At 71.6% G+C, this 11,840-nt stretch carries 15 protein-coding genes; 9 read left to right on the forward strand and 6 right to left on the reverse strand.

The window, feature by feature from the left end; translation table 11 throughout:
- The first annotated feature begins 92 nt into the window (after window positions 1–92).
- Window positions 93–1,094, forward strand: a complete 1,002-nt coding sequence (locus FXO23_RS19135; protein ID WP_158886706.1) for an ABC transporter substrate-binding protein — start codon at window positions 93–95, stop codon at window positions 1,092–1,094.
- A 27-nt stretch (window positions 1,095–1,121) separates the two neighbouring features.
- Here FXO23_RS19135 and FXO23_RS19140 read toward each other — a convergent pair whose 3' ends face one another.
- Both FXO23_RS19140 and FXO23_RS19145 read right to left on the reverse strand, forming a co-directional pair.
- Window positions 1,122–1,688 carry a TetR/AcrR family transcriptional regulator gene (locus FXO23_RS19140; protein WP_158886707.1) on the reverse strand — a complete coding sequence of 189 codons (567 nt, stop codon included), beginning with the start codon at window positions 1,686–1,688 and terminating at the stop codon, window positions 1,122–1,124.
- Window positions 1,689–1,863: 175 nt separating this feature from the next.
- Window positions 1,864–2,646, reverse strand: a complete 783-nt coding sequence (locus FXO23_RS19145) for a metal-dependent hydrolase (RefSeq protein ID WP_158886796.1) — start codon at window positions 2,644–2,646, stop codon at window positions 1,864–1,866.
- A gap of 59 nt (window positions 2,647–2,705) precedes the next feature.
- Between FXO23_RS19145 and FXO23_RS19150 the strand changes: the two genes are divergently transcribed.
- From FXO23_RS19150 to FXO23_RS19175, 6 genes are all read left to right on the forward strand, one after another.
- Complete coding sequence (locus FXO23_RS19150; RefSeq protein ID WP_158886708.1) at window positions 2,706–3,125, forward strand: pyridoxamine 5'-phosphate oxidase family protein; 420 nt, start codon at window positions 2,706–2,708, stop codon at window positions 3,123–3,125.
- A gap of 81 nt (window positions 3,126–3,206) precedes the next feature.
- Window positions 3,207–3,788 carry an RNA polymerase sigma factor gene (locus tag FXO23_RS19155; protein WP_158886709.1) on the forward strand — a complete coding sequence of 194 codons (582 nt, stop codon included), beginning with the start codon at window positions 3,207–3,209 and terminating at the stop codon, window positions 3,786–3,788.
- Window positions 3,785–4,546 (forward strand): methylated-DNA--[protein]-cysteine S-methyltransferase, encoded by a 762-nt coding sequence (locus FXO23_RS19160; protein WP_246257529.1) that lies wholly within the window; start codon window positions 3,785–3,787, stop codon window positions 4,544–4,546. Before FXO23_RS19155 ends, FXO23_RS19160 begins: the two co-directional genes overlap by 4 nt.
- A complete protein-coding gene (locus tag FXO23_RS19165; RefSeq protein WP_246257535.1) occupies window positions 4,543–5,103 on the forward strand; it encodes a hypothetical protein in 561 nt (186 codons plus the stop codon). The genes FXO23_RS19160 and FXO23_RS19165 overlap by 4 nt, the downstream gene beginning before the upstream one ends.
- 43 nt (window positions 5,104–5,146) lie before the next feature.
- Entirely contained in the window at window positions 5,147–5,788 is a 642-nt protein-coding gene (locus tag FXO23_RS19170; RefSeq protein ID WP_158886710.1) for an alpha-ketoglutarate-dependent dioxygenase AlkB family protein, read from the forward strand.
- Complete coding sequence (locus FXO23_RS19175) at window positions 5,785–6,048, forward strand: Ada metal-binding domain-containing protein (protein ID WP_158886711.1); 264 nt, start codon at window positions 5,785–5,787, stop codon at window positions 6,046–6,048. Before FXO23_RS19170 ends, FXO23_RS19175 begins: the two co-directional genes overlap by 4 nt.
- On the opposite strand, the gene FXO23_RS19180 is transcribed toward FXO23_RS19175, so the two are convergent.
- Complete coding sequence (locus FXO23_RS19180; protein WP_158886712.1) at window positions 6,026–6,724, reverse strand: 2OG-Fe(II) oxygenase; 699 nt, start codon at window positions 6,722–6,724, stop codon at window positions 6,026–6,028. The two genes, FXO23_RS19175 and FXO23_RS19180, sit on opposite strands and share 23 nt — an antisense overlap.
- Before the next feature lie 146 nt (window positions 6,725–6,870).
- Here FXO23_RS19180 and FXO23_RS19185 point away from each other — a divergent pair, with 146 nt between their 5' ends.
- Window positions 6,871–7,872, forward strand: a complete 1,002-nt coding sequence (locus tag FXO23_RS19185; protein WP_158886713.1) for an esterase/lipase family protein — start codon at window positions 6,871–6,873, stop codon at window positions 7,870–7,872.
- On the opposite strand, the gene FXO23_RS19190 is transcribed toward FXO23_RS19185, so the two are convergent.
- Window positions 7,869–9,461 (reverse strand): AMP-binding protein, encoded by a 1,593-nt coding sequence (locus FXO23_RS19190; protein ID WP_158886714.1) that lies wholly within the window; start codon window positions 9,459–9,461, stop codon window positions 7,869–7,871. The genes FXO23_RS19185 and FXO23_RS19190 overlap by 4 nt on opposite strands.
- The gene (locus tag FXO23_RS19195; protein ID WP_158886715.1) at window positions 9,458–10,360 is read right to left on the reverse strand and encodes an AurF N-oxygenase family protein; all 903 of its coding nucleotides are present in this window, start codon (window positions 10,358–10,360) and stop codon (window positions 9,458–9,460) included. Before FXO23_RS19195 ends, FXO23_RS19190 begins: the two co-directional genes overlap by 4 nt.
- A gap of 59 nt (window positions 10,361–10,419) precedes the next feature.
- Between FXO23_RS19195 and FXO23_RS19200 the strand changes: the two genes are divergently transcribed.
- Complete coding sequence (locus FXO23_RS19200; RefSeq protein ID WP_158886716.1) at window positions 10,420–11,115, forward strand: TetR/AcrR family transcriptional regulator; 696 nt, start codon at window positions 10,420–10,422, stop codon at window positions 11,113–11,115.
- A 93-nt stretch (window positions 11,116–11,208) separates the two neighbouring features.
- On the opposite strand, the gene FXO23_RS19205 is transcribed toward FXO23_RS19200, so the two are convergent.
- Window positions 11,209–11,829 (reverse strand): TetR/AcrR family transcriptional regulator, encoded by a 621-nt coding sequence (locus tag FXO23_RS19205; RefSeq protein WP_158886717.1) that lies wholly within the window; start codon window positions 11,827–11,829, stop codon window positions 11,209–11,211.
- Between the last annotated feature and the right edge of the window lie 11 nt (window positions 11,830–11,840).

Raw genomic sequence — 11,840 nt, forward strand, 5'->3', positions numbered from 1 at the left:
ACTCCTGTCGTCTTGATTACTTGAACTTTAACAAACCGGGTCGCCGACCTAGTCTCCCTTAGGCAAGCCTAAGCGAACAGTAGGGATGTCCGATGACCCGACCTCTTCTCCGCCGCCGCTCCTGGCGCGCCGTTCTGGCCGTCTCGGCGGCCGCGTCCCTGTCGTTGACCGCCTGCGGTGGCGGCGACCAGCAGGCCGGGGACCAGCAGGCGGCGCAGGGCGGGTTCCCGCGCACGGTCCAGCACGTCATGGGCTCGACGGAGCTGAAGACCCAGCCCAAACGGGTCGCCGCGCTCGATTCGAGTTACGTCGACGCCGCGCTCGCGCTGGAGGCCGAAGTCGTCGCGTACACCAAGTACCGCGCCTACGACAAGCTGCCGGACTACCTCGGCGACGACGCGAAGTACGGCCAGCAGGCGAAGATCGTCGGCGAGCTGGAGAACCCGGACATCGAGCAGCTGTACGACATCAAACCGGATCTGATCGTCTCGGCGAAGGTGCGGCACGAGAAGCTGTACAACGAGTTCACCGGGGTCGCGCCGACCGTGTTCAGCCAGACCACCGGGGCGACCTGGAAGGAGAACATCCGGCTGCTGGCGAAGGCGCTGGGCAAGGAGGAGCTCGCCGAGCGCAAGATCAAGGCCTACGAGGACCGGGCGCGGCGCGTCGGCGAGAACATCCGGGCGAAGCTGGGCAAGGACGCGACGGTGTCGCTGACCCGGTTCGTCGAGGGCGAGCCGACCGTGCGGCTGTACAGCAGCCGTTCCTTCCCCGGGATCGTGATGGCCGACGCCGGGCTCAGGCGTCCGGCGGGCCAGCCGGATTCGGCGGGCAAGATCTCGGTGGACCTGAGCCAGGAGGACATCACCAAACTGGACGCCGACAGCGTTTTCGTGTCCAGCTACGCGGATCCGACGAAGGCCGCGGAGGACCCGAAGGCGCGGTTCCAGACCAATCCACTGTGGACGAAGCTCACCGGGAAGGTGGCCGACGTGAACGACAACGTGTGGTTCACCTCGGTGAGCCTGCAGGGCGCCCAGGCCATGCTGGACGACCTCGCGAAGCACTTCGGCGTCGACCCCGCCCGGTCCTGATCGCCGCGGAGTCCCGCACCGAGCCGGTTACGTGCGGGACTCCGGTGCGCGCAGGCCGTCGGTGAGGATGTGGCCCAGGTGGCGGTCCGGCGGAGACTGGCGTTCCAGGGCCAGATAGCCCGCGAGCAGCGCGCTCACGTCCGCCACCCCGATGTCCCGGCGGACCGCGCCCGCCCGCTGGGCCCGGGTGAGCAGTTCGCCGAAGGCCGCGCGGAAATCGCTCTCCGGCGCCTTGGACTTCAGGGTCGCGCTGTCCTCGAGCGCGTCGCACAGGGCCTTGTTCAGCACGGCCTGTTCCGCGACCGTGGCGAAGAACGCGAAGAACGTCTCGCCCGGGTCGCCGTCCTCGGCGAGCCGGGCGCGGGCCTGCTGGGCGAGCTGGTCGATCCGGTCCAGGACGACCGCCGCGAAAAGGGCTTCCTTGCTGGGAAAGTGCCGGTAGACCGTGCCCGCGCCGACCCCGGCGCGCCGGGCGATCTCGTCCAGCGGCACGGCCGGGCCCTCGTCGGCGAACGCCGCCTCGGCCGCGGCCAGCACGCGCGCGCGGTTGCGGCGCGCGTCGGCGCGCAGGGCGGGTTTCTCGACCGAGTTCATCGCCCTCGATTCTAGGCGCCCCGTTTTTGTCGGTGCCGTCCTTCATCCTGGACCCGAGCGCGGCAAGGAAGCCGCACGGAGGGGAGGACACTTTGAAAGGGATTCGGTACTCGCAGTGCGGGTACTCGGTCGTCCGTTCGGCACGGCGGGATTCGTCGCCGTCCGAACAGGACGTTCACGGACCGGCCTGAACGGTCTGCTGCTCGAAGAACCGGCCGACGGCGTCGGTGACCAGCGGCCAGATGCCCGGTACGAGCAACGCGGCCAGCACCACGAAGACGGGGAACACCAGCAGGTTCTCCACCTTCTTCCCGGTGCGGAACCGAAGCCAGCGCGGTGGCCGCAGTTCGTACCAGGTCTCCCCGGCGATGGGCAGCGGGAACAGGAACGGGCATCCGGACTCGGTGAGCGCGTCGCCGAGGCAGTGCACCAGGCAGCCGGCCGCCACGGCGATGCCGAGCCAGCCGCCGAGCTGGTCGAGTTGCCCGGCGCCGGCCGCACCGGCGGTGTAGGTCCACCAGATGATCGCGCCACCCGCGACCGGCAGGAGCCAGTCTCCGAGCGCGTCCTCGGCGAGCAGCACGCCGAACAGCACGATCGCGGCCACGGCCCACCAGCCGCCCGCCGCCGTAGCCGCGGTGGCGAGCGCGCCGAGCCCGGCGGCGAACAGGACGGTGTGCGAGAGGTGCCGGTGGGTGCCGGTCCGGTTCTCGTCGCGCGGCCCCTTGGTGATCGCGTACAGCCCGGCGGAGGCGCGGCGCAGCAGCCAGGACAGCGCGCCGGTGATCGGTCCGAGCAGCTTCGACGCCCGGGCGCCGGGATGGTCGAGGTCCGGCAGGAGCGCGAACCCGGCGGTGGTGGCCGCGAAGGCGACCGCCTGGTGCACGGTGCCCGCGCCGACCACGGGTGCGAGTGCGAGTCCGGCGCACCAGCCGGTGAGCGCGTGGGTGCGGCCCATCATGTCGTTCGTCCTCCCCCAGTACCGAGTTGTCGCGTGCGCCCGTGCATCCTGGCAACATGGGTGAGTCGAACGGGGGCCGACAGGCCGGGGCGCCGAGCGCGGAACTGTGTGACTTCTGGCGCGAGCGGCACCACGGCACGCTCACCACGTTGCGGCCCAACGGATCGCCGCACGTCGTGCCGGTGTGCGTCACGGTGGACGCCGATCTCGGCGTCGCGCGGGTGATGTGCTCGCGTGGCAGCGTCAAGGCGCGCAACGTCCTCGCCGCGGGCGAAGCCGGTGCGCGGGTGGCGGTGAGCCAGGTGGACCGGCGGCGCTGGTCGACCCTGGAGGGCCGCGCGGTCATCCGCGCCGATCCGGAGACGATCCGCGAGGCCGAGCGGCGGCACACCGTGCGGTACGGCCGCGAGCCGCGCGTCAACCCGAACCGGGTGGTGATCGAGATCGCCGTCGACCGCCGCCTCGGCATGCGCTGAACCAACCGGTGTCGGCGAATGCCGCGTCGGGGGCGTGTCGGGAAGCGCAACCGGGGTGGCGGAACTGGTGTTCTAGGCGGTATGACCGACGATCCGTCCGCGCTGCTCACCGGCTTGGCCGACGACCTCGACCGGGGTTTCGCCGGGTTGGTGGGCGAGTACGAGCGGGTCGTCTACTCGGTGGCGCTGCGGGTCAGCGGGCGGCACGCCGAGGCGGAGGATCTGGCCGCCGAGGCGTTCCTGCGGGCCTACCGCGCGCTGCGCCGCTACGACCGGGCGCGCATCCTCGCGCTGCGGCCGCGTTCGTGGCTGCTCACGATCCTGCTGAACACCTGGCGCAATGCGATCCGGGACGCGACCCGGCGGCCGAGCCAGCTGCCGCTCGACGAACTGGCCGATCCGGTGCAGCCGGGGCCGGGGGTCGAGGAACTCGCCGAGCGGGACGAGAGCCTGCGGGAACTGGGCGATCTCCTCGCCCGCCTGCCCGAGCCCCAGCGGATCGCGGTGGTGTTGCGGCATGTCGAGGGCCTGCCGATCGCCGAGGTCGCCGCCGTTCTGCGCTGCCCCGAGGGCACCGCCAAGTCACACGTCTCACGCGGTCTGCGCCGGTTGCGCGCGCTCTACGCGGCCGCGGAGCCGCTCAGCTCCGGGAGGGAAGCATGATGACCACCGAAGATCCCATCCTCGACGCTCTCGGCAAGCTGTCCGCCGCGCCCCCGAGGAGCCTGCTGGACCTGGTCCTCGACCGCTGGGTCCGGGTCGGCGGACCGGCCGGGGAGCTGTATGTCGCGTTCACCGAGCGCGGGATCAGTTACGTCCGGGTCGCCGGCGCGGTCGGCGAGGATTCCTTCGCCGAGGAGTACCGGCGGCGGTTCGGGCGGCCGCTGCGCCCGGCGGACCGGCCCCCGGCCGGGTTGCTGCCCGCGCTGCGGGGTGGTTCCGCCCGCGCGCTGCGGTTCGATCTGCGCGGGCTGACCGATTTCGAACGGGACGTCCTCACCGCCACCCGGCGCATCCCGGCCGGGCAGACCCGCCCGTACGGCTGGGTCGCCCGGGAGATCGGGCGGCCGCGGGCGGTGCGGGCGGTCGGTTCGGCGCTGGGCCGCAACCCGGTGCCGGTGCTCATCCCGTGCCACCGGGTGACCCGCGCGGACGGCGCGCTCGGCGAGTACGTGTTCGGTCCGGCCACGAAGGAACGCCTGCTGCGGACGGAAAACGTGGACGTGGACGCGCTGCGCGCGCTCGCCGAGGCGAACGTGCACTTCCTGGCCAGCGCCACCACGGGGATCGTCTGCTTCCCGACCTGCCACAACGCGCGGCGGATCAGCGCGCCGCATCGCCGGGGGTTCGCCAGTGTCGCGGCGGCCGAACGGGCCGGATACCGGCCGTGCCAGGTGTGCCGTCCCGGGGCGGTCGCATGATCACCCCGGGCGCCCGAGACGACCACGACGCGGGAGCGAGCATGCCGAATCCGGAACTCGAGACCGTTCTCGCGCTCGTCCGCAAGCACCGGGCGGTGCTGGTGAACGTGGGCCACGGGCGGTCGGCGCGGTCGGTGGCCGACGCGGAGGCGTTCGTCGAAGCCTGGCGGGAGCGCGGCGGCGAGATCGGCGCCGTGGTGTCCTGGCCCGCGACGGCGGCGTCCTGGTTGCGGCCCGCGTGCCGGTTGGCGCACGGCGCCCCGGACGCCTGGGTGGTCGCGGACGAACGGGAGGGCTGGGCCGGGTTCGGCCGCCGCCTGGCCGCCCAGGCCGCCTGGCGGGCGCGGCGTACGGTCGCGTTCGGCGGGCTCGCCGATCCCGGGCTGCCCGAACTCGCCGGGTGGTGCGCCACCGAGGGGCTCAGCGGCGCGGACCGGGACGGCCGGGCGTGGACGTTCGTCGACGGGAGGCTGGAGAACGCCCCATGGATGCACGCGCCCTGGCCGAAGGCCCCGCTATCGCGGGGGCAGGGCGCCCAACCGCGTAACGGGAGATGACGATGGAAAGAGCGCCCTGTCGACGCGATCGCGGTCGCGCGACATGAACCAAGCACTGATTCCCCGGCCCCGCAAGGAGATCGCGCCGGGTGCGGTGCACGTGCCGGACTGGCTCTCGCTCGGCGAGCAGCGCGAACTCGTTGACGCGTGCCGGGGCTGGGCGGCGAAGATGCGCGCCGCCCGCCTGCCCTCCGGGGGCGTGATGTCGGTGCGCACGGTGTGCCTCGGCTGGCACTGGTACCCCTACCGCTACTCCAAAACCCTCGACGACGTCGACGGCTCCCCGGTGCTGCCGTTCCCGGACTGGCTGGCCGACCTCGGGCGGCGCGCCGTCGCGGACGCCTACCGCGAGCCGGAGGTCGCCTACCGCCCGGACATCGCGCTGATCAACTACTACGACGCGGACGCGCGGATGGGCATGCACCAGGACAAGGACGAACGGTCCCGCGAGCCGGTGGTGTCGCTGAGCCTGGGCAACGGTTGCGTGTTCCGCTTCGGCAACACCGAGAACCGGGGCCGGCCGTGGACCGATGTCGAACTGCGGTCGGGCGACCTGTTCGTCTTCGGCGGTCCGTCCCGCCTGGCCTACCACGGGGTGCCGAAAACCCTGCCCGCCGCGGACGCCCCGGACATCGGCCTGCCCGAAGGCCGCCTGAACCTCACGCTCCGCGTGTCCGGGCTGTGAACTACCGGCTGCTCGACGCGCACGGCCGGACCTACCGCAGCGCCACGCCGGGCACGCTGGGCGGGCACCGGAAGCTGCGGGTCTACGGCAGGCTGGACTGCCCGAGCGCGTTGCGCTGGATCGGGCGCGGCCACTACGTCCGGCACCGCGTCTTCTTCGCCGACGCCGCCACGGCCCGCGCCGCGGGGTACCGGCCGTGCGCGCGCTGCCTGCCCGAGGAATACGCGAAGTGGGCCGCTACACGGCGTTGTGGAAGATGATCCCCAGCACGTGCCTTTGTCCACTGTGGACTTCGCTGACACCGTGCCGGAGCGCCACCCGCCGGTAGCCGCGTTTGCCGGGGACCGGGCGGTGCCGCACCGGGAACACCATGCCCTGTCCCTGCCGGGGCCGGGCCACCATCGCCCGGGACTGCTGCCGCGGCCGCTGCTCGACGAACACGCTCTCGCCGCCGGTGAAGTCCTCGTCCGGCCGGTTGAGCATGATCGCCACCTGCAACGGGAACGTCAGTTCGCCGTAGACGTCCTGGTGCAGGCAGTTGTAACCGCTCGGCCCGTAGCGCAGCAGCAGCGGCGTCGGCCGGTGCTGCCCGGCCGCCGCGCATTCGGCGACCAGCCCGTCCAGTTCGGCGGGGAAGCTGCGCTCGCCGAGCAGTTCCGCCCAGCGGTTCGCGATCCGCGCCAGCGGCGGGTACAGCCGCTCGCGCAGGTCCCGCACGATCGGCACCAGCGGATCGCCGAAGTACCGGTACCGGCCCTCGCCGTAGGCGTGCCGGGCCATCACCACCGTGCTGCGGAAGACCTCGTCGACGTCGAACAGGTCGACGACCTCGGCGCATTGCGCGCGCGTGAGCAGTGGCCCGGTCAGGGCGAACCCGCTCCGGTCCAGGTCGTCGCCCACTTTGTCCCAGTCCAGTTCACTCAGCAAATCCCGCATACCCGGGTAACACCACCCATCCGGGCGGGGTTGCACCGCGGCGCACGAATATTTGGTCAGACCGCTTGTCGAAATGAACCGCCGGAGCTACTGTGCGGTGGATCACGCGAAGGCGCGTGCTCGAGAAGTGCGGGAAGGGGTCGACGATGACCGGGAAATCCACGCTGCGGCGCGCCGGGATCGCGCTGCTCGCCGCGCTGTCGGTGAGCCTCACCGGAGTCATCGGAAACACCGCGAACGCCGCGGGCGACCCCGGCCCGCCCCTGGAAACCCCGCCGTCCCAATTGGACGCCGCACTGCACTGCGACGACGGGATCGACCACGCGACGACGAACCCGGTCCTGTTCGTCCCGGGCACCACCGCCGAGGGCGGCGAGAACTTCGCCTGGAACTACGTGACCGCGCTGCGCGAACGGGGCGTCCCGGCCTGCTGGGTCAACTACCCGTACCGCGGCTGGCGCGACATGCAGATCAGCTCCGAGTACATCGTGCACGCGATCCGCACCATGCACGAGCGCAGCGGCCGCAGGGTGTCCACCATCGGGCACAGCCAGGGCGGCCTGCACCCGGCGTGGGCGGCCCGGTTCTGGCCGGACATCGCCGGGATGCTCGACGACGCGATCAGCCTGGGCACCCCGTTCCAGGGTTCCCTGGTGGCCACCGGCTACTGCCAGGTGCTCAACGCCTTCCCGACCGGTTGCCAGGAGTCGTTCTGGCAGTTCACCTGGCACTCCAACTGGTCCAAGGCGCTCAACCGCGCACCGATGCCCAGCGGGCCCTCGTTCACCTCGATCTACACCGCGACCGACGAGTTCGCCGCACCCGGCGAGGACGCGAGCGCGCTGGCCGGGGCGGCGCATCTCGGGTTGCACGACGTGTGCCCCGGCCGCGTCGGTGAGCACCTCGCGCTCGTGGTCGACGCCGTCGCGTTCGCGCTGGCCACCGACGCCCTGACCCACGACGGCCCCGCCGACGTGAACCGGATCGACAAATCGGTGTGCGGGCAGGCGTTCATGCCGCTCGACTGGCCCGGATTCGCCCAGGCCCTGCCCGATCTGCTGTCCCTGCCGATCAAGGCCTGGTTGCAGAGCCCGCCCTGGACCTGGGTCCGCGCGGAACCGCCGCTGCGCGACTACGCCCGCGCCTAGGCCCGGTCGAGCAACTCGCGTTTGACGATCTTCCCGGTGGCGTTGCGCGGCAACGCGGGCAGGAACCGGATCTCGCGCGGCACCTTGTACCGCGCGAGATTCCGCTTCACGTAGTCCTTCAGCTCGTCCTCGTCCGGCGGCGCCTCCCCGGCCGGGGCGACGAACGCCAGCAGCCGCTGCCCGAACTCGTCGTCGGGCACCCCGACCGCCGCGGCCTCGCGGACCGCCGGGTGCCGGGTCAGCAGATCCTCGATCTCCGCGGGAAACACGTTCTCCCCGCCGGAAACGATCATCTCGTCGTCCCGGCCGCGCACGTACAGGCGCCCGGCGGCGTCGAACTCGCCGACGTCCCCGGTGGACATCAGGCCGCCGATCACCTGTTTGCCCCCGCCGCCGGTGTACCCCTCGAACAGCCCGCCGTTGCCCACGAAGATCCGCCCGGTCACCCCGCGCGGGACCGGCCGACCCCGTTCGTCGAGCAGGCGCACCTCGGTTCCGCGCGCGGGAAAGCCCGCGGTACCCGGCGCCGCGCGCAGGTCGGCCGGGGTCGCGACGGACACCAGCGCCACCTCGGTGGAACCGTAGATGTTGTACAGGTTGTCGCCGAACTCGGTCATCCACTCGGTCGCCAGATCGCCCGGCAGCGCGGAACCGGCCGTGGCCACGACGTCCACTGTGGACGTGTCGTACCGGGCCCGGACCGCGCGGGGCAGGTCCAGAATCCGGCGCAGCATCACCGGCACCGGGACCACCACCGAGCACCGGCGGCATTCGATGTCGGCGAGCACGGCCTCCGGGTCGAACCGGCGGCGGATCACCTGCGTGGTGCCGAGATACAGGCCCAGCAGCAGGAAACTCAGACCCCAGGTGTGGAACATCGGCGCGGCGAGCACCTGCGACTGCCTGCGGCGCAACGGAATCCGGTCGACGAGCCCGGCGATCGGATCGAGTGAACGCGGTTCCGGCCGGGCGACCCCCTTCGGGCGGCCGGTGGTGCCCGAGGTCAGGATCACGATCCGGCCGACGCCGTCCGGTTTGACCGGCGGCCCGTCGCGGTGCGCGGCGATCATCCCGTCCAGCGTCGGCGCGTCGGCGTCACCGTCGTGCCAGGCGACATAGCGGCGGCCGAAGTTGAATCCGGTGTACTCCTGGTCGTGGATGACCGCGGTCGCGCCCTCGGCGGCCAGCGAATCCGCCAGCTGCGGACCGGCGAACGCGGTGTTCATCAGCAACGCGTCCGCGCCGAGTTTGGCCGCCGCCAGCAGCCCGTCCACGAATCCCCGGTGGTTGCGGCAGATCAGGCCGATCCGGTCCGCGGCGGTGACGCCGTCCGCGGCGAGCGCGCGGGCCAGCGCCTCGGCGCGCCGGTCCAGTTCGGTGAAGGTGAGCGAGCCGCGTTCGTCGATCAGCGCGACGCGATCGCCGTGCTGGATCGCGGCGGCCTTCACCAAGGTCGCCGCTCCGGCGCCCCAGCGCAGGGCCGCGCCGCCGAGCCGAAACGCGGTCGACGGGCGCACCGGGCGCACCAGCCCGGACCGCACGAGCACGCCGAGGTTCCCCAGTTCGTGCGCGAGCCGGCGGGCGCTCAAACCCGGCCGCCCAGCAGGAAGGAGCGCCGCCACAGCGCGGTGGTGACCCGGCCTTTGATCATCCCGGCCTCGTCGAGGAACCGCACCAGCCGCTCGCCCATCCAGCGCACGCTCTCCCGGTAATGCGGATTGGCCAGCGCGGCCTTTCTCGCCTCCCACGGATCAAGCCCGGCCCGCTTGTACGCGCGCGGATCGATCAGCACGCGCGCGGCGCCCCACGCGGCGAGCGCGAGGCCGACCCGGTTGAGCGCGCGCAGCACCGGGCCGAGGCGCGGCATCAGGCGCCGCAGCTCTTCGCGGGCATAGGTGATGTGCCGGGCCTCTTCGAGCACGTGGATCCGGTTGACCATGCGGATGTGCGGCTGCATGTTCTCGTCGGCCATGGTCTCCCGCTGCAGCCGGTCGATCATCTCCTCGATCAGCAGCGCGCCGCCGTACATCGCCGGGCCGGTCGGGATGAGCGAGGCGATCCGCTGCAGCACGCGGACCCGCCGGGGCAGCAGGAAGGGGCGCACGCCGAACTTCTCCAGCGAGCGGCCGAACATGGTGGAGTGGCGGCATTCGTCGGCGATCTCGGTCAGCGCGTACTGCGCGTGGCGCGAGGTCGGGTCGCCCTCGGCGATCGTGTTGAGCAGCATGTGCATCAGGCCGACCTCGGCGAAAATGCCGAAGCTGGTGATGCTGGCGATTTCCTGCTTGCCGAGTTCGAAGCGCTGTTCCGGGGTCATCCGGTCCCAGAGCGCGGTGCCGTAGAGCGAGATCCGGTGTTCGGGCAGGTAGTACTTGTCCGGTTCGATCGGCGCGGACCAGTCGATGTCGACCGCGGGGTCGTAGAACTTGTCCGCCGAGGACTGCAGGAGTCGCTCGGCCGTGCGCTCCCGGCCGTCGCGTGCGCCCATCTTGCCTCCCGACTATGGGATACCGCCAGTATCGGATACCTGTAAGTACTATGGTGCGAGTGGACGACAGTGTCAACGGTCACAGCGGCCGGGACGGGCGCGCCGAACGGTGGCGCCAGCACCGCGCCGCGCGGCGCGAGGAGTTTCTGGACGCCACCTTCCGCGCGCTGAACGAGCACGGCCCGGACGTCACCATGGCCGATATCGCCCGCGAGGCTCGCGTGGCGAAACCGCGGCTGTACCGGTACTTCGCGGACAAGGAGGACCTGTTCGACGCGGTCGCCGAGCGCACCTTGCGCATCCTGTGGGAGCGCCTGCTCCCCGCGCTGAACACCTACGGCGAGCCGCGCGCGATCGTCCGGACCGCGCTGGCCGCGTACGTGGGGCTGGTGGACGAGTACCCGAACGTGGTGCGGTTCCTGGTCGGCAGCCACTTCATCGACCGGTCCTGGGAAGCCGATCCGGTGGTGGACAACGGCCGCAAGGTGGCGAGCCTGCTCGCCGGGCTGTTCGCGGAGAACCTGCGCTCGTTCTCCGGCGACGCGGGCGGGGCGGAACCGTGGGCGCACGCGGTGGTCGGCGCGGTCGCGGCGGCCACCGAATGGTGGCTGGAGAGCGAGTCGATGACCCGGGACCAGGTGATCGACTACCTGACCCCGTTCGTCTGGGGCGCGATCGACGGCGCCCTGCGGTCCGAGGGGATCGTGCTCGACGCGGACCAGCCGATCAGCCTCGCCAACCTGGTCGGCCGCTGACCGTCGAACTCGTGTGCCCGAGTGTGCGACTCGCTTGCCCGAACGTTGAACTCGCGTGCCTGAACGTGAAACTCGCGTGCGCGAACGTGGAACTCAGGCGCGGATGCCGTCGAACATGACCCGGGTGCCGGCGTTGATCCAGCGGTCGCGTTCGGCGGCGGGGTCCTTGGCGGTGAGCAGGGACAGACCGCACGAGATGATCACGCCGTTCAGGGCCTGGGCGGTGACCTCGGTGTCCAGGTCGGCGCGCAGGAAACCCTTCTCCACGCCGTTGCGCAGGTACATCTCGGTGCCCTGGGCCATGCCGCGGTAGGTGTCCAGGGTCAGCGCGGTCATCTCCGGATCCGCGCCGAGCGCCTCCACGAACAGCAGGCGCACCAGTTCGGGGTCCTCGACGAACAGGGTGAACATCCGGTCGCAGATCTGGCGGACCTGCTCGCGGTACTCCTCCAGCGTGTTCGTCGACGCCGGATCGGCGAGCGCCATCACCGACATCAGGCGCTCGGCCGCGTTGGCCAGCACGTGCATCAGAATGTCGCGCTTGTTCGCGAAGTACCGGTAGAACGTGCCGTGCCCGATGCCCAGCTCGTTCGCGATGTCCGCGATCCCGGCCGCGTGGTACCCGCGTTCGGTGAACACCTTGAAAGCCGCGTGCACGATGTCCGCGCGCCGCTGCTCGGCCCGTTCCGCCGCCCGATCCGCTGCTGTCGTCATCGCCCGCAGTA

This window comes from Amycolatopsis anabasis (assembly GCF_009765355.1).
GTDB classification, from domain to species: Bacteria; Actinomycetota; Actinomycetes; order Mycobacteriales; family Pseudonocardiaceae; genus Amycolatopsis; species Amycolatopsis anabasis.

Bases quoted from the DNA above. Each gene is read 5' to 3' on its own strand.
- FXO23_RS19170 (WP_158886710.1), top strand. From the start codon at position 5,147: ATGAACCAAGCACTGATTCCCCGGCCCCGCAAGGAGATCGCGCCGGGT.
- FXO23_RS19205 (WP_158886717.1), bottom strand. From the start codon at position 11,829: ATGACGACAGCAGCGGATCGGGCGGCGGAACGGGCCGAGCAGCGGCGC.
- FXO23_RS19140 (WP_158886707.1), bottom strand. From the start codon at position 1,688: ATGAACTCGGTCGAGAAACCCGCCCTGCGCGCCGACGCGCGCCGCAAC.
- FXO23_RS19145 (WP_158886796.1), bottom strand. From the start codon at position 2,646: ATGGGCCGCACCCACGCGCTCACCGGCTGGTGCGCCGGACTCGCACTC.
- FXO23_RS19150 (WP_158886708.1), top strand. From the start codon at position 2,706: ATGGGTGAGTCGAACGGGGGCCGACAGGCCGGGGCGCCGAGCGCGGAA.
- FXO23_RS19195 (WP_158886715.1), bottom strand. From the start codon at position 10,360: ATGGGCGCACGCGACGGCCGGGAGCGCACGGCCGAGCGACTCCTGCAG.
- FXO23_RS19185 (WP_158886713.1), top strand. From the start codon at position 6,871: ATGACCGGGAAATCCACGCTGCGGCGCGCCGGGATCGCGCTGCTCGCC.
- FXO23_RS19180 (WP_158886712.1), bottom strand. From the start codon at position 6,724: ATGCGGGATTTGCTGAGTGAACTGGACTGGGACAAAGTGGGCGACGAC.
- FXO23_RS19135 (WP_158886706.1), top strand. From the start codon at position 93: ATGACCCGACCTCTTCTCCGCCGCCGCTCCTGGCGCGCCGTTCTGGCC.
- FXO23_RS19165 (WP_246257535.1), top strand. From the start codon at position 4,543: ATGATCACCCCGGGCGCCCGAGACGACCACGACGCGGGAGCGAGCATG.
- FXO23_RS19155 (WP_158886709.1), top strand. From the start codon at position 3,207: ATGACCGACGATCCGTCCGCGCTGCTCACCGGCTTGGCCGACGACCTC.
- FXO23_RS19160 (WP_246257529.1), top strand. From the start codon at position 3,785: ATGATGACCACCGAAGATCCCATCCTCGACGCTCTCGGCAAGCTGTCC.